This window comes from Micromonospora musae (assembly GCF_003626545.1).
Taxonomy (GTDB): Bacteria; Actinomycetota; Actinomycetes; order Mycobacteriales; family Micromonosporaceae; genus Micromonospora; species Micromonospora musae.
Genome location: NZ_RAZS01000004.1, coordinates 555,062 through 575,553 on the forward strand (window position 1 = coordinate 555,062; position 20,492 = coordinate 575,553).

21 protein-coding genes are annotated in these 20,492 nt (G+C 74.0%); 9 read left to right on the plus strand and 12 right to left on the minus strand.

Annotation, left to right across the window (positions count from 1 at the left end; all coding sequences use genetic code 11):
- The first annotated feature begins 27 nt into the window (after window positions 1–27).
- On the plus strand, window positions 28–1,632 hold the full coding sequence (gene dacB, locus D7147_RS14375; RefSeq protein ID WP_120677650.1) for a D-alanyl-D-alanine carboxypeptidase/D-alanyl-D-alanine endopeptidase: 1,605 nt from the start codon (window positions 28–30) through the stop codon (window positions 1,630–1,632).
- Window positions 1,633–1,719: 87 nt separating this feature from the next.
- Here dacB and D7147_RS14380 read toward each other — a convergent pair whose 3' ends face one another.
- From D7147_RS14380 to D7147_RS14395, 4 genes are all read right to left on the minus strand, one after another.
- The gene (locus tag D7147_RS14380) at window positions 1,720–2,046 is read right to left on the minus strand and encodes a hypothetical protein (RefSeq protein ID WP_120677652.1); all 327 of its coding nucleotides are present in this window, start codon (window positions 2,044–2,046) and stop codon (window positions 1,720–1,722) included.
- Window positions 2,047–2,156: 110 nt separating this feature from the next.
- Window positions 2,157–2,594, minus strand: a complete 438-nt coding sequence (locus D7147_RS14385) for a nitroreductase family deazaflavin-dependent oxidoreductase (protein WP_120677653.1) — start codon at window positions 2,592–2,594, stop codon at window positions 2,157–2,159.
- A 130-nt stretch (window positions 2,595–2,724) separates the two neighbouring features.
- The gene (locus tag D7147_RS14390) at window positions 2,725–3,705 is read right to left on the minus strand and encodes a hypothetical protein (protein ID WP_233563133.1); all 981 of its coding nucleotides are present in this window, start codon (window positions 3,703–3,705) and stop codon (window positions 2,725–2,727) included.
- Window positions 3,706–3,916: 211 nt separating this feature from the next.
- Complete coding sequence (locus D7147_RS14395) at window positions 3,917–4,510, minus strand: pentapeptide repeat-containing protein (protein WP_120677655.1); 594 nt, start codon at window positions 4,508–4,510, stop codon at window positions 3,917–3,919.
- Between the two features lie 81 nt (window positions 4,511–4,591).
- Here D7147_RS14395 and D7147_RS14400 point away from each other — a divergent pair, with 81 nt between their 5' ends.
- Both D7147_RS14400 and D7147_RS14405 read left to right on the plus strand, forming a co-directional pair.
- A complete protein-coding gene (locus D7147_RS14400; protein ID WP_120677656.1) occupies window positions 4,592–5,824 on the plus strand; it encodes a serine hydrolase domain-containing protein in 1,233 nt (410 codons plus the stop codon).
- A gap of 113 nt (window positions 5,825–5,937) precedes the next feature.
- Complete coding sequence (locus tag D7147_RS14405; RefSeq protein ID WP_120677658.1) at window positions 5,938–6,579, plus strand: NAD(P)-dependent oxidoreductase; 642 nt, start codon at window positions 5,938–5,940, stop codon at window positions 6,577–6,579.
- A gap of 28 nt (window positions 6,580–6,607) precedes the next feature.
- Here D7147_RS14405 and D7147_RS14410 read toward each other — a convergent pair whose 3' ends face one another.
- Window positions 6,608–7,072 carry a PPOX class F420-dependent oxidoreductase gene (locus tag D7147_RS14410; protein WP_120677660.1) on the minus strand — a complete coding sequence of 155 codons (465 nt, stop codon included), beginning with the start codon at window positions 7,070–7,072 and terminating at the stop codon, window positions 6,608–6,610.
- Between the two features lie 45 nt (window positions 7,073–7,117).
- Window positions 7,118–7,759, minus strand: a complete 642-nt coding sequence (locus D7147_RS14415; protein WP_120677874.1) for a DUF6642 family protein — start codon at window positions 7,757–7,759, stop codon at window positions 7,118–7,120.
- 309 nt (window positions 7,760–8,068) lie between these two features.
- Here D7147_RS14415 and D7147_RS14420 point away from each other — a divergent pair, with 309 nt between their 5' ends.
- On the plus strand, window positions 8,069–8,845 hold the full coding sequence (locus D7147_RS14420) for a M15 family metallopeptidase (RefSeq protein WP_120677662.1): 777 nt from the start codon (window positions 8,069–8,071) through the stop codon (window positions 8,843–8,845).
- A 144-nt stretch (window positions 8,846–8,989) separates the two neighbouring features.
- Here the strand turns inward: D7147_RS14420 and D7147_RS14425 are convergent, their stop codons facing one another.
- The 3 genes from D7147_RS14425 to D7147_RS14435 all read right to left on the minus strand — a co-directional run bounded on the left by D7147_RS14425 (window position 8,990) and on the right by D7147_RS14435 (window position 11,601).
- Window positions 8,990–9,370, minus strand: a complete 381-nt coding sequence (locus D7147_RS14425) for a hypothetical protein (protein WP_233563134.1) — start codon at window positions 9,368–9,370, stop codon at window positions 8,990–8,992.
- Between the two features lie 240 nt (window positions 9,371–9,610).
- Entirely contained in the window at window positions 9,611–10,372 is a 762-nt protein-coding gene (locus tag D7147_RS14430) for a response regulator (RefSeq protein ID WP_120677664.1), read from the minus strand.
- On the minus strand, window positions 10,351–11,601 hold the full coding sequence (locus D7147_RS14435) for a sensor histidine kinase (RefSeq protein WP_120677666.1): 1,251 nt from the start codon (window positions 11,599–11,601) through the stop codon (window positions 10,351–10,353). The genes D7147_RS14430 and D7147_RS14435 overlap by 22 nt, the downstream gene beginning before the upstream one ends.
- Window positions 11,602–11,733: 132 nt before the next feature.
- Between D7147_RS14435 and D7147_RS14440 the strand changes: the two genes are divergently transcribed.
- Genes D7147_RS14440 through D7147_RS14450 form a run of 3 tightly spaced genes read left to right on the plus strand, consistent with a single transcriptional unit; the run spans window position 11,734 to window position 14,158 of the window.
- Window positions 11,734–12,624: an ABC transporter ATP-binding protein gene (locus D7147_RS14440; protein WP_120677668.1), complete on the plus strand. Its 891-nt coding sequence runs from the start codon at window positions 11,734–11,736 to the stop codon at window positions 12,622–12,624.
- The gene (locus tag D7147_RS14445; RefSeq protein ID WP_407663343.1) at window positions 12,621–13,415 is read left to right on the plus strand and encodes an ABC transporter permease; all 795 of its coding nucleotides are present in this window, start codon (window positions 12,621–12,623) and stop codon (window positions 13,413–13,415) included. Before D7147_RS14440 ends, D7147_RS14445 begins: the two co-directional genes overlap by 4 nt.
- A gap of 2 nt (window positions 13,416–13,417) precedes the next feature.
- Complete coding sequence (locus D7147_RS14450) at window positions 13,418–14,158, plus strand: YqeB family protein (RefSeq protein WP_233563135.1); 741 nt, start codon at window positions 13,418–13,420, stop codon at window positions 14,156–14,158.
- A gap of 55 nt (window positions 14,159–14,213) precedes the next feature.
- On the opposite strand, the gene D7147_RS14455 is transcribed toward D7147_RS14450, so the two are convergent.
- The 3 genes from D7147_RS14455 to D7147_RS14465 form a co-directional block, all read right to left on the minus strand.
- The gene (locus D7147_RS14455; protein WP_120677670.1) at window positions 14,214–15,233 is read right to left on the minus strand and encodes a hypothetical protein; all 1,020 of its coding nucleotides are present in this window, start codon (window positions 15,231–15,233) and stop codon (window positions 14,214–14,216) included.
- Between the two features lie 70 nt (window positions 15,234–15,303).
- The gene (locus D7147_RS14460) at window positions 15,304–17,730 is read right to left on the minus strand and encodes an FtsX-like permease family protein (RefSeq protein WP_120677672.1); all 2,427 of its coding nucleotides are present in this window, start codon (window positions 17,728–17,730) and stop codon (window positions 15,304–15,306) included.
- On the minus strand, window positions 17,724–18,467 hold the full coding sequence (locus D7147_RS14465; protein WP_120677674.1) for an ABC transporter ATP-binding protein: 744 nt from the start codon (window positions 18,465–18,467) through the stop codon (window positions 17,724–17,726). The genes D7147_RS14460 and D7147_RS14465 overlap by 7 nt, the downstream gene beginning before the upstream one ends.
- Before the next feature lie 168 nt (window positions 18,468–18,635).
- Between D7147_RS14465 and D7147_RS14470 the strand changes: the two genes are divergently transcribed.
- Together D7147_RS14470 and D7147_RS14475 are read left to right on the plus strand one after the other, a co-directional pair.
- Entirely contained in the window at window positions 18,636–19,796 is a 1,161-nt protein-coding gene (locus D7147_RS14470) for a sensor histidine kinase (RefSeq protein ID WP_120677676.1), read from the plus strand.
- Window positions 19,793–20,491: a response regulator gene (locus D7147_RS14475; RefSeq protein WP_120677679.1), complete on the plus strand. Its 699-nt coding sequence runs from the start codon at window positions 19,793–19,795 to the stop codon at window positions 20,489–20,491. Before D7147_RS14470 ends, D7147_RS14475 begins: the two co-directional genes overlap by 4 nt.
- The last annotated feature ends 1 nt before the right edge of the window (window position 20,492 follow it).

Consider the following 20,492-nt stretch of genomic DNA (forward strand, 5'->3'; position numbering starts at 1 on the left):
CGATTATCTCCATGGCAGCATCGACGCATGCAACGTCGTCTCTTCCCCCGGACGCTCGCCCTGGTCGCGCTGGTCGCCGCCGCCGCGACCGCCGGCGCCCCCGGCGCCACCGCCGAAGCCCCCGCCCCCGCCCTGACCCGCCTCAACGCGACCCTCGACACGATCCTCGCCGACCCCCGGCTGAACGGAGCCCAGGCGTCGGTGGTCGTGGCGGACGCGGAGACCGGCGAGACCCTCTACAACCGCAACGGCGACCGCCGACTGGTGCCCGCCTCCAACACCAAACTGCTCACCTCCACGGCCGCGCTGGCGCTGCTCGGACCCGAGCACCGGTTCAACACCGAGGTACGCACCAGCGGCAAGCACCGGGGCTCGGTGCTCACCGGCAACCTCTACCTGCGCGGTGGCGGCGACCCCACCCTGCTCGCCGCCGACTACGACGCGCTCGCGGCGCAGGTCGCGGCGGCCGGCGTACGCGTGGTGACCGGCGACCTGATCGCCGACGACACCCGCTTCGACCACACCCGGCTCGGGCCGGACTGGACCTGGGACGACGAACCCTGGTACTACGCCGCGCAGGTCTCCGCGCTGACCGTCGCACCGGACACCGACTACGACGCGGGCACCGTGATCGTCCACGCCGCACCCGGCAAGCGGGCCGGCGCGGCCGCGGTGCTCACCACCACCCCGCAGACGGGCTACCTCCGCTTCGACAACCGGACGAAGACGGTGGCCGACGGCGAGACGTCGATCTCGTTCGAGCGCGAGCACGGCAGCAACACGATCGTGGTCACCGGCCAGATCGCGGCGGGCGCCGAGCCGGCCAGCGACTGGGTGACGGTCTGGGAGCCGACCGGCTACGCGGCCGACGTCTTCCGCGAGGCGCTGCGGCGGCACGGCGTACGGGTGCTCGGCCCGACGGTGCCCGGTCGGCCCACGCCGGCCGGGGCGACCACCGTGGCGCGCCACGACTCGATGACGCTCGCCGAGCTGATGGTGCCGTTCCTCAAGCTCTCCAACAACGGGCACGCCGAGGTGCTCACCAAGGAGATCGGTCGGGTCGTCTCCGGCTCGGGCAGCTGGCCGGCGGGGATCGCCGCGATCGACGGCTGGGTGGCCGGCACCGGCGTGGACACCGGCGCGCTGCGGCAACGGGACGGCTCCGGCCTGTCCCGGCGCAACATGATCCCGGCCGACGAGTTCGTCGACCTGCTCGCCGCCGTCCGCACCGAACCCTGGTTCGACGCCTGGTACGCGGCACTGCCCATCGCCGGGGAGCCGGAACGGTTCGTCGGCGGCACCCTGCGCAGCCGCATGCAGGGCACTGCGGCGGCGGGGAACGTGCACGCCAAGACGGGCAGCCTCACGGGCGCGTCCGGCCTCTCCGGCTACGTCACCGACGCGGACGGCCGGGTGCTGGTCTTCTCGATCCTGCTGAACAACTACCTGGCCTCCTCCGTGAAGGGACTGGAGGACCAGATCGCGGTCGCGCTCGCCGGGCACAGCGAGAAGCTCGCCAGGCCCAGCGAGAAGACGGTGAGCCCGACGCGGGTCGCACCGCCCGCGACGCCCGAGGCGCCGCAGTTGCCCGAGGGCTGGGAGTGTTCCTGGGTCAAGCCGATCGCCTGCTGACCGGCGTCCGGTCTCCCCGGCCGCCGGCACTCCGGCAGCCGTTGACCGCCGGCCTGACGTGCCGGGCCCGGGTGCGGGCCCGGCACGTCAGGCGCTCGGGCGGGGCGGGAGCGACGCGGTCGGGTCGCCACGCTCGATGAGCGCGGCGATGTCGGCGTCGCGCAGCCCGCGCAGCTCCAGCACCCGGGTGCCCCACCGGTGCAGGCGGCAGGGGTGGGGATTCGCGTCGTTGCGGCAGATGGTTCCGCCGGACCAGTGCCGAGGTGCGTGCACCACCACCGCCCGGACCGCGAACTGCGCGTCCTCGCCCGTCACGTACGGGGGCAGCGGAATCTCCCGGAGCGTCTCGTCGGGCGGCTCGGCGACACCGGCCGGGGCGGTCGGACGGACACGGTGGGCGGTGCTCGTACTCATCTGCGCATCCTCCACACAGGATGGTCGGACGGGGACAGCAGAAAGTTACGACGCCATCGACCGAGGGCGACGGACAAACTGTCCCGCATCCCGGGTGGAGGTCCGGCGGATCAGACGCGCTCCAGCACCACCACCGGGATCTCCCGCTCGGTCTTGGTCTGGTACTCGTCGTACGCGGGCCAGATCTTCGACATCGTCGCCCACACGCGGGGCCTCTCCTCGGCGGTGGCGGTCCGCGCCCGAGCGGTGAACCGCTCGGCGCCGACCTGCACCTCGACCTGCGGTTCGGAGAGCAGGTTGAAGTACCAGGCCGGGTGCTGCGGAGCGCCGCCCTGCGAGGCGACGATCAGATAGTTCTCGCCGTCGCGCCCGTAGATGAGCGCGGTGCGGCGCAGCTTGCCGCTGTGTCGGCCCCGGGTCGTCAGCAGCAGCGTGAACACCCCCGGCCGCCACTCGTGCCCCTCCGCCCCGTCGGTCTCCAGGTACTGACGGATGTGGCTGGCCACCCAACTCGTGGGGCTGTCCAGCACGCCCTCGCTCGCGGTCATGGGCGACTCCCTTCGCATCTTTCACGGCCGAGGCCCACGCTACCGCCGGCGCGGGCCTCCGGCTCGCGACCGGCCAAGGAGGCGATTGGCTGCGGAGGCGACCACCGGCGGTCGGCCACGTACGCGCCGCTCAGCGCAGCGCGACCGCCTGGAGGCCGACGTTGCCGCAGTCGTACGAGAAGGTCGCCTCGGTGGTCCACGAGATCAGGAGCTGGGCCCCCTTCGGCGCGCGGAAGCGAAGGGTGAACTCCGCGCTGCGGCTGGTGTGCGGATCCTCCATCCGCAGGGTCGTCGTGGGGCCACCCACGGAGAGCCGGGCCTCCAGCCGGCCACGGGCCATCCAGAGCCCTGCGTAGAGCCGTACGGTGCGCAGCTCGCCGCTACCCGCGACGGCCAGCTTGAAGCCGTTGCCGATGCCGCAGGTGTAGACCCCGTTCGCGGTGGCGCCGACCGTGCGCACCGAGCCCCCGTCCCGCCAACCGAAGAGCTCCTGGTTACCGTCCCAGCCGCCACGGGTACCGGCGCCACCGGCATCGACGATCTCGCCGGAGCCGTTCTGCTTGCGGACCGTCGACCCGCCGCCCCGCAGCCCCCAGTGCACCCAGTCGCGCGGCCCGGCGGCGGTCAGGTCGACCTCGGCCGGGATCTCGCCCTGGCTGACCGTGAGCACCGGAGGCCCGGGCGCGGCGAGGCTGGTGGCGGACGGGCTGGGCGAGCCCGTCGGTCGCTGGCGGGGGCGCAGCCCCGGAACGGCCGGGCCGGTGTCCGTCCGGTTCGCCTCCGCCGCGGGGAAGCCGCTCGGTCGGACCGCCTCCGCGGTGACCCCGCCCGGTGGCGCCGGCTCCGGATCCGAGCGGTTGCCGACGTACCCGACCAGTGCCGCGAGGCAGGCCAGCAGGGCGAGCCCGGCGATCGTCCACCGGCGGCCGGGGCGTGCGGCGGGTCCGGCGGGCGTCCGGCCGGGCCGGCGGATCGAGGTGAGCCACCGCCGCAGCACCTCGCGGCCTTCGGAGCCGACGGTCGAGCGGTGCCGGCGCGGGCGGGCCGCACGGTGGGCAGCCCCCCGACCCGACGAACTCGCGTCCGCCTGCGGCACGTCCTCCTCGGCCACCCCGACCCTCCCGGTCCCGCCAGCCGTCATCGACCCGGCGCGCACCACCCACGCGGGCGCTCCGGACGGTTCGTCTCTTCCACACCGGACGGTCGCGCGCCCGGCTGGTACGGGAAGGAAGGTAGCGGAGATCGATCCGGATCGGAATCTCGGACCGCCCTCGGCGGATCCGCCGAGGGACTTTCGCCGGAGCGGGCGCCGGCGGCCTCGGTCAGCGGACCTCGAAGCCGAGCGCCTGGGCGATCATCACCGCCTGCCCGACGTCGACGATCGCCCCCGCGCGCTCCACGGCTGTCGGGTCGAGCGCGGTCAGATCGCTGCCCCGCAGGTCGGCGCCCGCGAGCCGCGAGCCGTGCAGCTGCGCGGCGGAGAGGTCGACGCCGGTGACCGTGGCGCCGGTCAGGTCGGCCTTGGTGAGGTCGACCTCCCGCATCCGTACGTCGGTGATCCGCACGCCGCGCAGGTCAGCCCCGGGCAGCGCGACGAACGACCAGTCGCCCCCGGCGATCGTCAACGGCCGCAGGTCACACTCGGTGAAGGTGCTGCCGACCAGCTTGCAGCCGATGAACTCGACCTCGAAGAGGTTGCACCGCCGGAAGGCGCACCGGGTGAAGGCCGAGTCGGTGTGCCGGGAGGCGTTGAACTTCACGTTGCCGAAGGTGCAGCCGTCGAAGACCGCGCCCCGGCTGACCGCCTCGGTGAGGTCGACGTCGAAGAACGAGCAGCGGACGAAGCGCCGGTCCGCCAGCTCCTCGGCGTACCAGTCCTCGTTGCGGAAGGTCTCGTCCTCGGTCACCTCGGGCATCGGGCCAGGCTACCCACGGGCACCGACATGTGTGGTCGGAGCCTCTTCCCGGCCGGAGTACCGCCGAGTAGGTTCGGCGAGGTGAGTGTGGCGCGGAGCATCGACCCGGACCAGATCGGCTTCGACCCGGCGCGCCTGGCGCGCATCGACGAGCACTTCGGCAGGTACGTCGACGACGGCCGGCTCGCCGGCTGGCAGGCGATCGTGACCCGGCGCGGCGAGGTGGTCCACTCGGCCACGTACGGGCAGCGCGACCGCGAGGCGGGGCTCCCGGTCGAGGCGGACACCCTGTGGCGGATCTACTCGATGACCAAGCCGATCACCTCGGTCGCCGCGATGATCCTCTGGGAGGAGGGGCGTTTCGAGCTGACCGACGAGATCAGCCGTTGGCTGCCCGAATTCGCCGACCCTCGGGTCTACTCGAAGGGTTCGACGCTCAAGCCGTACACGGTGCCGGCGGTGGAGCCGATCCGGGTGTGGCACCTGCTCACCCACACCGCCGGTTTGACCTACGGCTTCATGCAGACCTCGGTGGTCGACGGCCTCTACCGGGCCGCCGGTTACGACCTCTACCCACCGTCGGGCGTCGACCTGGCCGGCGCCTGCGCGGCCTTCGGCCGGCTTCCGCTGCTCTTCCAGCCCGGCACGGCCTGGGGCTACTCGGTCGCCACCGACGTGCTCGGCCGGCTGGTCGAGGTGGTCTCCGGGCAGAGCCTCGACGCGTTCTTCACCGACCGGATCCTCCGGCCGCTCGGGATGACCGACGCCCGCTGGTACGTCGAGAGTGACGAGGCCGACCGCCTCGCCGCGCTCTACGCGCCGGACCCGAGCACCGGACACGCCATGCGCTACGACCAGATCGGCGCGCTCGCGTACCGGAAGCCGATCCTGCACTCCGGCGGCGGTGGCCTGATCTGCTCCGCCGCGGACTACCACCGGTTCACCCAGATGCTGGTGCGCGGCGGCGAGCTGGACGGCGTACGCCTGCTCGGCCCGCGCACGGTGCGCTTCATGACCCGCAACCACCTGCCCGACGGTCAGGACCTGGGCACCCTCTCCACCGGCGGCTTCGCCGAAAGCCTGCTCGACGGGGTCGGTTTCGGGCTCGGCTTCGCGGTGGTCGACGACCCGATCCCGAGCCGGGTGCCGAGCAGCGTCGGCGAGTACTACTGGGGTGGTGTGGCGAGCACCGCGTTCTGGGTCGATCCGGCCGAGGAGATCACGGCGCTCTTCTTCACCCAGCTGCTGCCCTCCAGCACGTACCCGATCCGGTCGCAGCTGCGCCAGCTGGTCTACTCCGCGCTCGTGGAGTGACAGGCTTCGGGTTCTCGCGGTAACCCCGCCGGGGGTTCTCGCGGTAACGCCACCGGCGGGCGAGCCGGTCAATAGCCTTGAGGGCCGGAGGTCACGTCCGGCGGGAGGCGGTCATGAGCAGCATCGTGGTGTTCGGCGCGGGTGGCACCGCCGGCTCCCGGGTCAGCGCCGAGGCGGTCTCACGCGGGCACCGGGTCACCGCTGCGGTGCGCCGTCCGGAGGCCACCTCCTACCTGCCCGCGGGCGTGCAGGTGGTCACCGGGGACGCCACCAGCGAGCGCAGCGTACGGGAGCTGGCCCCGGAGGCGGACGTCCTGGTGGTCGCGATCGGCGGGGGCGAGCGGGAGCTGTGGCTCGACGCGGCGCGGGCGCTGGTCAGCACGCTGCGGGGGATGCCGGACGCGCCGCGGATCATCCACCTCGGCGGCGGGTCGACGCTGCTCACCCCGAGGGGGACGTCGTACCTGGACGAGCCGGACTTCCCCGAGGAGTACCGCGACTCGGCGCAGGGCCAGGCCGACGCCCTCGCCTACTACCGCGCCCAGGCCGACGGGGTGACCTGGACGTACGTCTCACCGCCGCCGCTGGAGTTCCACCCCGGGGAGCGGACCGGGCACTACCGCACGGGCACCGACGAGCCGGTCACCGACGATCAGGGCCGCTCGGTGCTCACCTACGAGGACCTCGCGGTGGCGATCGTCGACGAGATCGAGGACCCACGGCACGTGAACGCCCGCTTCAGCGTCGCGTACTGAGCTCGACGGGCGCCGGGGGCGGCGAGCGTCAGTCGGCGAGGCGGGCGGGGAACCCGCCGGTGGCGATGGGGCTCCAGCGCTCGATGGTCACCCGGATCAGGGACTTGCCCTGCTGCACCATGGCGGCGCGGTACTCGTCCCAGTCGGGGTGTTCGCCGGAGATGCAGCGGAAGTACTCCACCAGCGGTTCGAGCGCCTCCGGCAGGTCCAGCACCTCGGCCGTGCCGTCGAGCTGCACCCAGGGCCCGTTCCAGTCGTCGGAGAGCACGCAGGCCGAGACCCGCGGGTCGCGGCGTACGTTGGCCGCCTTGACCCGTTCCGGGTAGGTGGAGACCACCAGCCGGCCGGCGGTGTCGACGCCCGCGGTGACCGGTGAGGACTGGGGTCGCCCGTCCGCCCGGGTCGTCATCAGCACCACGCGGTGCCGGGGGCGGAGGAACTCGATCAGGCCGTCGCGGTCGACCTTGGTGTTCGTCGCGATGCTGCGTGCCACGGGTCGTTTCTACCAGGCCCGCCCCGGGGCGCGTCCGGGCAGACCCTAGTGCGGGCGGGCGGCGGTGCGCTCCGCGACCTGCTGCGCCGGCACGCGGGGCCGTACCGGGGGCCGCCAGGCGCGCCCGTTGGCGTAGATCACCCGGAATCCCAGGTACGAGGCGAGGGGCGCCCAGTGCGCCGAACCCATCCGCAGCTCCGCGGCGTTGTGCCGTTGGCCGTTGGCCAGCACGTCGAGCAGTACCGTTTCGAAGGCCGCCGATTCGACCCAGTCGACGTCGCGAGTGAAACCGCAGATCAGGGCGGCTCCGGTGATCTCGAGGAATTCGCGCAGCGCAGCGTCCGAGGCGCGCAGCACCGAGCAGCTGCCGAAGTAGAGCCGCCGCCCCTCGCAGCGCCCGGCCATCAGTTCGGCGACGTCGGCCAGTTCGACGGAGTTCCAGTCGGTCAGGCGCAGCCGGCTCGGTTCTCCGTGCATGGCGAAGAATCCCACCCGGTGGTCGGCGTACTGCTTGAGCAGCCACCGGTCGAGGAAGTAGAAGAGCTCGTCGCGGGTCGCCGCGTCCTTGTGGATGAATCTGATCTTGCCCAGCCGCTCGAGCAGTTCGAGTGTGGGCAGCACCGATCCTCGTTCGTTGAGGTCCCGGTGCCACTGACCTTCGACGCAGAAGATGCCTCCCCGCGCCACGTCCACCTCCCCCGCGCGTCGCCCCCCGGGGCCTGACGTTACCGCTCACCCAACCCCGGAGAACATCACCCTCGCTGGGGCGTTCCGTGAGGTTCGCCGCGTTTCCGCTTCACTCGGCATCTCACGCCGTAAATGGCTGATTCGTGGATCCATGACATTTACAGCGACTGCTCAGCAACCGCAAATCATGAGGACGATTCTCGTTAATCGCCCCCAACCGGCCGGATAGCTGCCAGGGTGGAAATCGCGGGACGCTCCGGTCAATGTCCCGAAGCCCACCCCATTCACGCTCCTATCGGGAGGACTTCTGTGCGCGTAAACACCCTGAAGCGGGCTGCCGTCGCTATCGCCCTGGCGCTGCCAGGTGCTGCGATCGCCGCGGTGGTCGCCGCGCCAGCGGCCCATGCCGACGGCTGCTACACGTGGAACCGCAACCTCTACCAGGGGCGGTCCGGCTCCGACGTCCGCGAGTTGCAGATCCGGGTGGCCGGCTGGGCCGGCAACCGGGACATCGTCGAGCTCGACGGCATCTTCGGACCCAAGACCCACGCTGCGGTCCGGCGGTTCCAGCAGGCGTACGGGCTGCGAGTGGACGGCATCGCCGGCCCCGAGACGTACGCCAAGCTCTACGAACTCCAGGACAACGACTGCACACCCCGCCACTTCAGCTACAGCGAGTTGGACGACGGCTGCGGCCGGGGCGGGTGGAGCGGGGGCCCGCTGTCGGCGAGCGAGACCCGCGAGAACGCCCTGCACACGATGTGGAAGCTGGAGGCGATGCGGCGCAGCCTGGGGGACGAGCCGCTCTACGTGACCAGCGGATTCCGCAGCCATGCCTGCAACAACCAGGTCGGCGGCGCGTCGGACAGCCAGCACCTCTACGGCACCTCCGCCGACGTGGTGTCGCGCACCTCGTCGCTCTGCGAGGTCGCCCGGGACGCCCGCAACAGAGGCTTCAGCGGGATCTTCGGGCCCGGCTACCCGGACCACGACGACCACGTACACGTCGACTCGCGCCGCGAGAACAACGACGACGGCGCCAGCAACAGCACGAGCTGGTCCGCGCCGGACTGCGGGATCGGCTGAGTCACGCCGGAGCGACGCCGGCCCGGTGCGGGGGATGGGGGGACCCCGCGCCGGGCCGGCGTCTTGCCACCCGGGAGGTGGCGCAGCCCGGGGACGGTTGGGCAGCGCCGCTCGGCCCGCCCCGGGGGCAGGCTGGAGTGCTGCTCAGCTCGCTCGGGGCCAGTTCGGCGCGGCGGCGGAGGCGGTCCGCGCCGGACGGGGGGCGGACCGTTCGTCCCGGGCCGGGCCGGTGGCGGTGAACGGGAAGGGCACCCGGACGAACGGGTTGCCGTGCCGGATCACCGCGTCGACCTGGCGGTCGTTGAGGCCGTGCGCGAGCAGCACCCGGCGGCCCCAGCGGTGCAGGCGGCACGGGTAGGCCGACCCGTCGTTGCGGCACTTCGGTCCGGCCGGCCACTCCTCCGCGCCGTGCACCACCACCGCCCGCACCGCGAGCCGGATGTCCTCCGGGGTCAGTGGTGCCGGTACCGGCACCTCTCCCAGCACCAGATCGATGGGGTCCGTCGACTGCTCACCAACACGCACGGCAGGCCTCCCGCAGCTCGGCAGGGGCGCGGCGGACCGCCGCACCCGCATCCTCGGCCAGTGGTACGGCCAGCGCCGAGCAGAAGTTCAATCCGAGTAGGCGGCGAGCAGGTGTCCAGACCACCACCGCCGGAACCCTCAAAGAGGGAACACTCAAAGACGGAACACTCAAAGATGGAACACTCACGAATGAGTGTGAACTCATCCGGGTCGTTCCGGATGAGTTGCGGCGATCCCTGGTCAGACCAGGCCGGCGTCGTGCACGAGCAGGGCCACCTGCACCCGGTTGTTCAGTTCGAGGCGGGTCAGCAGCCGGGAGACGTACGCCTTGACGGTCGCCACACTCATGTAGAGCTCACCGGCGATCTCCGCGTTGGTCCGCCCCCGGCCGAGCGCGACGGCGACCTCCCGCTCCCGCTCGCTGAGCGCGGCGAGCAGCCGCAGCGCGCGCTCGCGACGCGGGTCGGCCCCGACCGGCGCGGGCGCGGCGCCGGTGACGTGCGCGATCAACGCGCGGGTGATCGCCGGGGAGAGAGTCGCCTCCCCCGCCGCCACCCGACGCACCGCCTGCACGATCTCCGCGGGCGGGGTGTCCTTCAGCAGGAAACCGGCCGCCCCGGCGCGCAGTGCCCGGAGCACCTGCTCGTCGGCGTGGAAGGTGGTGAGCACCAGCACCTCCGGCGGATCCGGCAGCGCGCGCAGCGCCTCGGTCGCGGCCAGCCCGTCCAGCCGGGGCATCCGGATGTCCATGAGCACCACGTCGGGCCGGCCGGCGGCGACCGCGGCGGGCACCTCACCCCCGTCGGCGGCCTCCCCCACCACCCGTAGGTCCGGCACACCGCCGAGGATCATCGACAACCCGGCGCGGACCAGCGGATCGTCGTCGACGATCAGCACTCGCACCGGGCCACCCGGCACCTCGGCGCCTGCGTCCGACCCGATCGGGCCAGCGGGGTCCATCGCGGGCCGACCCGGTCCGGTCACGCCGGCCACGGCAGCCACGCCGCCAGACGGAAGTCGCCGGTCTCGTCCCGCCCGTACTCGAGGCGGCCGCCGGCCAGGGTGACCCGCTCGGCGATGCCGACCAACCCGGTGCCCGTGCCGGGAATCCCCGCGTCGGTCGCCCCACCGACCGGCCACCGGTTGCGGATGTCGACGCTGAGCCCCGCGCCCGGCCCGCCGGCCACGCCGACGGTCACCACAGCGCCGGGAGCGTGCTTGCGCGCATTGGTCAGCCCCTCCTGCGTGATCCGGTACGCGCTGCGCCCGACAGCGGCCGGAACGGTGTGCGCCTCCGCGACCCCGTGGCTGGCGTTGACCCGTACGCCGGCCGCCCGGGACTCCTCGATCAGCGCGGGCAGGTCCGCCAGGGTGGGTTGCGGACGCTCCGGATCCGCCTCGACTGCGGTCTCCGCGCGCAGCACCCCGATCACCTCGCGCAGATCCTGCAACGCGGCGTGCGCGCTGCCCCGGATCACGGCGGCGGCCCGCGCCACCTCGTCGGGCGGCGCGTCCGGGCGGAACTCCAGCGCCCCGGCGTGCAGGCTGAGCAGGGAGATCCGGTGCGCCAGCACGTCGTGCATCTCCCGGGCGATCTGGGTGCGCTCCGCCTGGCGGGCCTGCGCCACCCGCAACTGCTGCTCCGCCTCGGCCCGCTCGGCGCGCTCGCGCAGCGACACCACCAGCTGCCGGCGGGCTCGTACGAACATCCCCCAGGCCAGCACCATCCCGCTGAGCACCACGCCCCACGCCATCGAGGCCCAGTACGGCATGCCCGGCTCGGGCCGCAGGTAGGCGAGGAGGAAGTTGGTACCGATGCCGGCGCCGGTCAGGGCCAGCGCCACCGCCGTGCGCCGGTGCACGATCACGGTGAAGAAGATGATCAGCAGTGGGATCGCCCCGGCCATCGAGAAGGCGGTGAAGGGCAGGGTGGCGACGGCCAGCCCGACCGGCCAGCGTCGGCGGAACCAGAGCAGCGCGCAGCAGACCAGGCCGACCAGCCCGTCCGCGGCGATCATCCAGTCGTACGGCGGCGGGGCGGTCATCTCGGGGTTCGGCGCGGCCGCGTCGAACGTCACGACCAGGACCCAGAACAGGGAGACCAGGAAGCAGAGACCGTCGACGATCCAGTCCCGGGTGGTGCGCCGGGGGCGGGACCGGCCCCGCTCGGTCGGCACGGCGAGCGCCCCCGGCAGCAGCCAGGGGTGGTCCGGCACGACGGCGCTGGTCACCCGTCAATGCTAGGCAGCTTCGGGACCGGCCAGCCAGCTACCAAAGTCGAGACCCTCGGATAGACCAAGGTCGCGGCGATCGGCGACCGCCGGCCGCTGCGGGCGGCCGGGTGGCTCGCGCAGGCTCGGCGCATGATCGGTGTGGAGAACCTGAGCAAGCGGTACGGCCGGCACCAGGCCGTCGACGACGTGTCGTTCCGCTGTGAACCGGGCACGGTGACCGGATTCCTCGGACCGAACGGGGCGGGCAAGTCCACCACCCTGCGGATGATCTGTGGGCTGACCCTGCCGACCGCCGGTCGCGCGACGGTGGGCGGGCGCCCGTACCGGGAGCTGGAGAACCCGGGACGGGAGATCGGGGTACTGCTGGACGCCTCGGCCCAGCACGCCGGGCGGACCGGCCGGGAGGCCCTGGGCGTCGCCGCACAGACCATGGGCCTGGACCGGCGGGAGGTCGCCGCGAAGCTGGAGCTGGTCGGGCTCGACGGGGCGGCGGCGAAGCGGCGGGTCCGGGCGTACTCGCTCGGCATGCGGCAGCGGCTCGGCCTGGCGCTGGCGCTGCTCGGCGACCCGCGGGTGCTGATCCTCGACGAGCCGGCCAACGGGCTCGACCCGGAGGGCATCTTCTGGATGCGTGGCCTGCTGCGTGACTTCGCGGACCGGGGCGGCACCGTGCTGCTCTCCTCGCACCTGCTGCGCGAGGTGGAGGCGGTCGCGGACCGGCTGGTGGTGATCGGGGGCGGCCGGATCGTGGCCCAGGGAGACAAGACGGAGCTGCTCGCCGGAAACGGCACGCTGGTGCGCGCCCGCGACGTCGAGGCGCTGCGCCGCGCCCTCGCCGCCGCCGGCCTCACCACGCGGGACGCGCCCGACGGGCTGCTGGTGCCCACCGAGACCGAGGCCGTGGGGCAGGCCGCGGCGGACGCCGGGGTCGTGCTGACCGAGCTGCGCCCGGCCGGCGGCGGGCTGGAGCAGCTCTTCCTCACCCTCACTGCCGAATCGACCAAGGAGGCCGGGAAGTGACCACCACGACCGCACCCCACGCGAGCCACGTCGAGCCCGTGCCGCGTACCGGCGTACGGCGACCGTCGCTGCTGCGGCTCACCGCGGTGGAGCTGCGTAAGCTCGCCGACACCCGGGCCGGGCTCTGGCTGCTGATCATCATCGGGCTGACCACCGCCGTCATCGTCACCCTTCAGCTCGGCTACGCCACCGACGCCGACCAGACGTTCGTGAACTTCTTCGTGCCGTCGCTGCTGCCGGTGGGCGTGCTCCTGCCCGTGCTGGGCATCCTCTCGATCACGTCCGAGTGGTCACAGCGCACGGCGCTCGTCACGTACGCCCTGGTGCCCCGCCGGGAGCGGGTGGTCGCCGCGAAGCTGGCCGCGGTGGTGGTGGCCACCCTGGCGTCCCTGGTCACCAGCCTGGCGGTCGCCGCGGCCGGCACGCTGATCGCCGGGGCGACCGGCGGATCCGGCCGGTGGGAGTTCGGCGGGGCGCTGCTGCTCCACTCGGTGGTCTTCCAACTCGTCAACGTGCTGATGGGTGTCGGGTTCGGGCTGCTGCTGCTCAACACCCCGCTCGCCATCGTCACCTACCTGCTGCTGCCCACCGTGTGGTCGATCATCGGTGGGCTGGTGCCGGCGCTGGGCGAACCGGCCGGCTGGCTGGACACCAGCCGCACCATGGAGCCGCTGCTGAGCGACTCCGTGACCGCCGACCAGTGGGCTCGGCTGGGGGTGTCGCTGCTGCTCTGGGTGGTCGTACCGCTCGCCGTCGGCCTGGTCCGGACGCTGCGTCGCGAGGTGGCCTGACCATGTCCGGCGACTCCCGCAGCAGAGTCGGCGGTGGGGCCGGCGAGCTGGTGCTGATGTGGGTCGGCTTTCCGGCGCTCGGCGCCGGGGCCGGCTGGCTGCTCGCGGCCGCGGCGGGGTGGATCGCCGACCTGCCCTGGGTGCCGTGGAAAGGTCTCTTCGAGGCGGTGTCCCGGCTGCCGCAGCCGCAGGTGGGCATCGGGGCGGCGGCGATCGGGGCGGTGGCCGGCCTGCTGCTGGCCGGGGCCGGCACCGCCGAACGACTCACCGTGACCGTCGACCGTGAGCGAACGACCCTGCGCCGGGACGGCAAGCACCAGGAGGCGCTCCGACACCAGGTCAGGGTCGTCCTCGTCGACGGCAGCGACCTGGTGCTCCTCGACGGCGACGACGGCGAGCTGCTCCGGGAGCGTTCGGAGCTGAACCGGGACCGGCTGCGGACGGCGTTCCGCGCGCACGGCTGGCCGTGGGCGGAGGAGGATCCGCACCGGGCCGCGTACCGACTGTGGGTGCCCGAGCTGCCCGGCCTGCCGGCCGGCGCGGACGCGCTGCTGCGGGCCCGGGAACGCGCCGTCGAGGGGAATCGCCGCGACGACGCCCGGGAGCTGCGCCGGGAGCTGGGCCGGCTCGGGGTGGTGGTGCGGGATGAGGAGCACCGGCAGTACTGGCGGTCGACCGGGCGGGCCGTCCTGCCCACCGCCGGCCAGCCCGCGCCGACCGAGCCGGAGCGCGACCGCCGGTGAGGTGTCCGCCGCCCGGTCCCGACGGCCGCCGGGACCGGGCGGCGGCCTGCGACTGTCAGCTGCCGGGCGATCCGACCGCGACCGGGGCGGGGTGCTTCCCCAGCAGCGGCGGCCGAGCGAGCAGGAGCGACATCCCGAGGCCGGAGAGCACCCCGGCGAACGAGAGCAGGAGGTCGGAGTCCGCGGCGTTGATGGCGAGGTTGCCGGCCAGCTCCGTCAGCGGCGGGGCGATGGGGAGCATCATCATCACGAGGACCGCGCAGAGCAGCAGTACGGGCTGGACGATCAGCGCGGCGAGCGCGGCCAGGCCGTGCCGTGACCAGGCCGGGCGGCCACCCGGCCAGTCCCAGGCAAGCAGCGTCACCCCGGTGAGCAGGACCCCGCCGAGCAGGGAGTACGGCAGCAGCCCACCGCCCGGTGAGGTGGCGCGGACGAAGAGCACACCGAGCACGCTCGCGGCCCCCACCGCCACGGCCAGCCAGCCCCGGGCCCGACTCGGCGCCGGCGCCGCCGCCAGGGCGCAGCTCACGGCCAGCACGAGCAGCAGCGTGGCGGTGCCGAACGTGGCGGGGTGCAGCTCGGGCTCCCGATCGGTCGGCGATTCGATGCCGGCGGCCACCAGGGTCACCGCCGCGGCCACGCAGGCCGCGCCGGTCAGCGTCCGCCGGTGCCCGCCGGGCTGGGCCGCGTCGCGCCTGCGGCGTTCGGCGAACGCGGCGGAGCAGGCGAACGCGGCGACCACCGCGCAGCCGGCGGCGGCGAGCAGCACCGTCGGCCCGGTGCCGGTCGGGTCGGCCCGGTCGACGGCCACGTCCACCGCGATCCACACGCCGCCCAGCACCACTGCCGGTCGCGCCCACCAGCTGTCGCCGCGTCCGGCGAGCAGCAGCCCGAGGACGACCGCGACGATGGTGGCGAACCGCAGGTCGCGGGCCCAGTAGGCGTTGTTGCCGGGGAGCGCCTCCGGCCACGGCCCGATCGGCTCGGTCAGGGGCTGCAGGACTGTCATGTTGACCGCCCACAGCGCGGCGGCGACGGCGGCGAGGAGCAGCCCGGCCGGGCGCGCGAATCGCATCCCGGCACCGTAGCCCGTCCGCGCCGCGGGCGGGATCCCGCCCGCGGCGCGGCATCCGGCGCGGAAACCGTCACTCGGCGTCCGCTGTGGATCCTCGACGCAGCAGCCGCCAGGCCGGCACTCCGCTCGACGCCAGCGCGAGCAGGAGGCAGAGGCCGACGACGCCGCCGACCACCGACCACGGGACGACGAGATCGACCGGGGCGCCGACCTGCGCGACGAGGCCGGCCCGGATGCTCAGCAGCCCGACCAGCGCGACCGCCCCGCCGAGCGCCGCGCCGACCGCCACCACCAGCGCCGACTCGGCGGCCACCAGCCGTACGACCTGCCGCCGCGTCGCCCCGGCCAGCCGGATGAGCCGCAGGTCCCGCGCCCGGCCGGCGGCCGCCATCAGCAACGTGTTGACCACGGCGATCCCGCCGTAGCCGGCCGTCACCGCGATCAGCAGCAGGGTGGCCAGCCAGACCAGCCGGTCCTCGGCCCGATCCACCTCGGCGGCCCAGGTGGCGACGTCGACCACCCGGGCCCCGGCCGGCGGGGCGATCGGGGAGCTCAGGTACACCGCCTCGGTCAGCGCGGACTGATCGTGCCCCCGGACCGCGGCCCGGGGCAGGAGCAGATCGCCGGGGAACGAGTCGTCGCTCACCACGGCGACGACCCGCAGCGGCACCCGTTCCCCGTCGGCGAAGACCACCGGGTAGGGCCGGTCGGGCAGCGATTTCGTACCGGCCAGCGAGGCCTTGACCACCGCCGTGTCCGTGCCGTGCAGGTCGGCGAGGGAGCCGGCGAGCACGGTGAGCATCCGGTTCGCGGCGGTGAACGGCGCCGGATCGATGCCGAGCACGGTCAGCGGGCGGATCGGCTCCGTGGCGCTCTCGCCGTCGACGAAGACCGTGCTCGGCAGTACGGCCGCGCCGGAGGCCGCCTCGACCGCCTGGTCGGAGAGGCCGGGAGCCCGGTCCGGGAGGAGCACCTGATCGGCGGTCACGGCGTTGATCCGGTTCGTCGCGTAGACCGGCGTGGAGGTGCGGATCATTCCCGACACCAGCACCGCGAAGGCGACGGTGAGCAGCACGGGCGCGGCGGTCGCCCCGGAGCGCCGGGCGGCGGTCCGCGCGCCGGCGCGCAGCAGCAGCGCGATCGCGCCGCCTCCTCGCCGTACCGTCGGGGTGAGCACTGCCGTCACCGGACCGACGAAGACCGGGGCCAGCACGGCGGCACCGGTGACCAGGGCCATCACCATGGGCAGGGCGCGGTCGGCCCCTTCCTGCGGGTCGCCGGCCACCGCGGTCGCGAGCCCGAAGGCCACCCCGGCCGCGACGAGGAGCCCGCCGACCGTGGCGCGCAGCGGTCCGAGCGGCCGTCGCTCGGCCGCCGCCGCACGCAGCGCCTCCAGCGGTCGTACCCGGGCCGCCCGCCGGGCCGCCGTCCAGACGGCCAGCAACGCCACCACCGGCCCGGTCGCCAACGAGCCGACGATCGGCCAGAGGGTGTACCCGACCCGGAACGTCGACGGCTCGAACCCGACGTCGACCAGCACCCGGCCGAGGAGGGGGGCGAGCGCGGCACCGACCAGCAGCCCGGCGAGCGCGGCACCGGCGCCGACGACGAGCGCGTGCCGGTACAGCAGGCGCCGGACCTGCCGAGGGGTGGCGCCGACGGCGCGCAGCAGAGCCAGCTCCCGGCGGCGCTGCGCGACGGCGTACGCGAAGGTCGCGGCGACCACGAAGATCGTGACGAAGCCGGCGAGAGCCGCGGTGGCGGTGAGCACCTGCATGCCGATCCAGCGGGTCCGGGCGTCCGCGCGGGGTTCCAGTACTCCCCGCCCCTCGCCGGTGACGACCCGGCCGTCGCCGTCGAGCAGGCCGCGGGCGTCGGCCGCGACCCGTTCGGGGTCGGCGTCCGGGGCGAGCATCAGGCCGATGGCGCGGACGCCGGGGGCGAGAGCGGTGGCGACCTCGTCGGCGACGTGCACCCCGGGCCCGTCGAGCAGACCGGTGACGGTGTACGACTGGGCGCCGGCGGCGGTCAGCAGAGCGACCGGAGCGCCGGGGTGCAGCCCGAGCGCGGCGTCGACGACCACCTCGCCCTGGCGGCGGGGCGGCGCGCCGGCCGTCAACGTCAGCCCACCGAGCCGGGCACTGGACCAGCCGTGCCCCTCGTGGGCGTCCTGCCGCTGGCCGTGCACGCGTGGTGGGCGGCCGTCCACGAGGGGCTGGGCGTAGAAGGTCCGGTCCGGGATCGCGGCCGCGACGCCGGGCAGGGCGGCGAGCCGGGCGACCAGCTCCTGCGTCCTGGTCGCGGACCACGGACGGTCGGGCGGAAAGGGGTCGGCGGGGCTGCTCGCGTCGGGACCCGCCACCACGACGGCCGCCTGTGCCAGCCGCTGCGGTGTCTGCGGGCGGCCCGAGGCGAGCAGCAGCAGGCTCGCGGCGACCAACGCCACTCCGATGGCGACGGCGACGAAGGCGCCGACGGAGCGTCGGACGCTCAGCATGACGGCTGCGCAGTGGTGGCCGCGATCCGGGCGGCGACGGACGATGCGGTGAGCGAACCGGTGAGTTCGTCGGCGACGCGACCGTCGGCGAGCAGGAGGATCCGGTCGGCGTACGCGGCGGCGGCCGGGTCGTGGGTCACCATCACCACGGTCTGCCCGTGCTCGTCGACGAGCTCCCGCAGCAACCGCAGCACCTGATGGGACGTGCTGCTGTCCAGCGCGCCGGTCGGCTCGTCGGCGAAGACCACCGCCGGCCGGGTGATCAGCGCCCGGGCGACGGCGACCCGCTGCTGCTCCCCGCCGGAGAGCTCGGCCGGACGGTGCCCGGCGCGGTCGGCGAGCCCGACGGCGGCGAGGGCGGCGGCGACGTCCCGGGCGGGCGGTCGACGCCCGGCGAGCCGCAGCGGCAGTTCGACGTTCTGCGCCGCGGTCAACGACGAGATCAGGTTGAAGGACTGGAAGACGAAGCCGATCCGGTCGCGGCGCAGCCGGGTCAGGTCGTCCTCGGAGAGCCGGTCGAGCTGGATCCCGTCGACGGTGACGGTCCCCTCCACCGGCCGGTCCAGCCCCGCCGCGCAGTGCAGCAGAGTGGACTTGCCGGAGCCGGAGGGCCCCATCACCGCCGTGAACGTGCCACCGGCGAAGCTCGTCGTCACGCCGTCGAGCGCCGTCACCCGCCGGTCGCCCGAGCCGTAGACGGCCCGGAGCCCGGTCAGCATGACTGTCTGTGTCGTCATGCCGCCACGGTGCCCGTTCGGCGGTGCCCGGCGCGTCGAGCCGGGGACGGCACTTGCGCGTGCTGCCCAGGGCGGAGAGCGGGGGCGTCCCGCGAGGTGGCGTCATCCCGGAGAACGACAGGCCTCGGGTGGACGCGCCGGACCCGGCCTCCGGTTACCGTTGCCCAGGTGAGCGCCCACCTGCTTACCCGGCCACCGCGACCGTTCGATCTGTACCTTGTGGATGCTGTGCTGGCCGTCGTGCTCGGTGCGGCGCTCTGCGCGTACGCGGCGTTGGAGGCCCCGCTGCACGGCGGGGTGCGCGAGCCGGTCTGGGTGTCGGTGCTCACCGGAGCGGTCATCGGTCTGCCGGTGGCGCTCCGGCGACGCTGGCCGGTGGCGGTGGCCGCCGGGGTGAGCGCGTCGACGGCCGTGGCGCTGGTGACCGGGATCATTCCGAACTTCGCCGCCGCCGCCCCGGCGGTCGCGATCGGGCTGGCCTTCTACACGCTGGCCGTCGCCGAGCCCGTCCGCCGGTCGTTGACGTACGCCGCGATCTGCCTGGCCGTGGTGAGCGTCGGGTTGGCGACGACCGCCGGTGACCTGTGGACCCGCGGCGGCGCGGTCGGTTACGCCGCCGTCATGATCGCGCCGGCCTGGCTGGTCGGCTGGTCGATCCGGGAACGACGCGCGCTCGCCGCCCGGCAGAGCGAGCAGCTGGTGCGGCAGGCGGCGACCGAGGAGCGGCTGCGGGTCGCCCGCGAGCTGCACGACGTGGTGGCCCACACGATGAGCCTGATCGTGGTGAAGGCGGCGGTCGCCAACCACGTCGCCGACGTCGACCCGGGTGAGGCGCGGGACGCCCTGCGGGTCATCGAGCGGACCGGCCGCACCGCATTGACCGACATCCGCCGGGTGCTCGGTGCGCTTCGTGAGGGCGCCGAGCACGCTCCGGCGCCCGGCATCGGGGAGTTGCCGGAGCTCGCCGACCGGGCGGCGATCGGTGGCGTGGAGGTACGGCTGGACGTGCGGCAGGACGTGGCGGAGGTGAGCGCGGTGCCGGAGTCGGTGGGCCTGGCGGCGTACCGGATCGTGCAGGAGGCGGTGACCAACGTGGTGAAGCACGCGGCCCCGGCGGCCTGCCACGCCAGTGTGGTGGTGGGGCCCGCCGAGGTGCGGGTGGAGGTCGTCGACGACGGCCGGCGGCCGGTTCGGATGAGCGGGTACGGCCACGGGTTGACCGGCATGCGCGAGCGGGTGGCGTTGCACGGCGGGGAGTTCTCGGCCGGCCCGCGTCCGGGTGGTGGCTTCGCGGTCACCGCTCGCCTGCCGTACCGGGTCGTCGCATGATCCGGGTGCTCATCGCCGATGACCAGGCGCTGCTGCGCGGCAGTTTCCGGGTGCTGATCGACCTGGCCGGTGACTGCGCCACGGTGGCCGAGGCGGGGACCGGCGTCGAGGCCGTCGAGCTGGCCGCTCGGCACCGCCCGGACGTGGTGCTGATGGACGTCCGGATGCCCGAGATGGACGGCATCGAGGCGACCCGGCGCATCTGCGCCGACGTGGCGACGGCGGGCTGCCGGGTGCTCATCCTGACCACGTTCGACCTGGACGAGTACGTGTACGGCGCGCTGCGCGCCGGAGCCAGCGGGTTCCTGCTCAAGGACACCCCGCCGGCCGAGCTGCTGGCCGCGGTCCGGGTCGTGGCGGCGGGTGAGGCGTTGCTGGCGCCGACGGTCACCCGACGCCTGATCGACGAGTTCGCCCGGCGACCGGAGCCGGATCGGCCGCTGCCACGCCGGCTGGACGGGGTGACCGAGCGGGAGCGGGAGGTGCTCACCCTGATCGCCCGGGGGCTCTCCAACGCGGAGCTGGCCGCGCACCTCCAGCTCAGCCTGGCGACGGTGAAGACGCACGTCGGGCGGCTGCTCACCAAGCTGGCGGTGCGGGACCGGGCGCAGCTGGTCATCGTCGCCTACGAGACGGGACTGGTCGGTCCGGGCCGCGATCCCGGCGCCGGGCGCCCGACTCGCGCCGCCGGCTGAG

What these genes read in the sequence shown, in the direction of transcription:
- dacB (WP_120677650.1), top strand. Translation starts at nt 28, where the DNA reads ATGCAACGTCGTCTCTTCCCCCGGACGCTCGCCCTGGTCGCGCTGGTC.
- D7147_RS14465 (WP_120677674.1), bottom strand. Translation starts at nt 18,467, where the DNA reads ATGACGACACAGACAGTCATGCTGACCGGGCTCCGGGCCGTCTACGGC.
- D7147_RS14460 (WP_120677672.1), bottom strand. Translation starts at nt 17,730, where the DNA reads ATGCTGAGCGTCCGACGCTCCGTCGGCGCCTTCGTCGCCGTCGCCATC.
- D7147_RS14395 (WP_120677655.1), bottom strand. Translation starts at nt 4,510, where the DNA reads ATGCCCGAGGTGACCGAGGACGAGACCTTCCGCAACGAGGACTGGTAC.
- D7147_RS14380 (WP_120677652.1), bottom strand. Translation starts at nt 2,046, where the DNA reads ATGAGTACGAGCACCGCCCACCGTGTCCGTCCGACCGCCCCGGCCGGT.
- D7147_RS14385 (WP_120677653.1), bottom strand. Translation starts at nt 2,594, where the DNA reads ATGACCGCGAGCGAGGGCGTGCTGGACAGCCCCACGAGTTGGGTGGCC.
- D7147_RS14440 (WP_120677668.1), top strand. Translation starts at nt 11,734, where the DNA reads ATGATCGGTGTGGAGAACCTGAGCAAGCGGTACGGCCGGCACCAGGCC.
- D7147_RS14475 (WP_120677679.1), top strand. Translation starts at nt 19,793, where the DNA reads ATGATCCGGGTGCTCATCGCCGATGACCAGGCGCTGCTGCGCGGCAGT.
- D7147_RS14455 (WP_120677670.1), bottom strand. Translation starts at nt 15,233, where the DNA reads ATGCGATTCGCGCGCCCGGCCGGGCTGCTCCTCGCCGCCGTCGCCGCC.
- D7147_RS14405 (WP_120677658.1), top strand. Translation starts at nt 5,938, where the DNA reads ATGAGCAGCATCGTGGTGTTCGGCGCGGGTGGCACCGCCGGCTCCCGG.
- D7147_RS14450 (WP_233563135.1), top strand. Translation starts at nt 13,418, where the DNA reads ATGTCCGGCGACTCCCGCAGCAGAGTCGGCGGTGGGGCCGGCGAGCTG.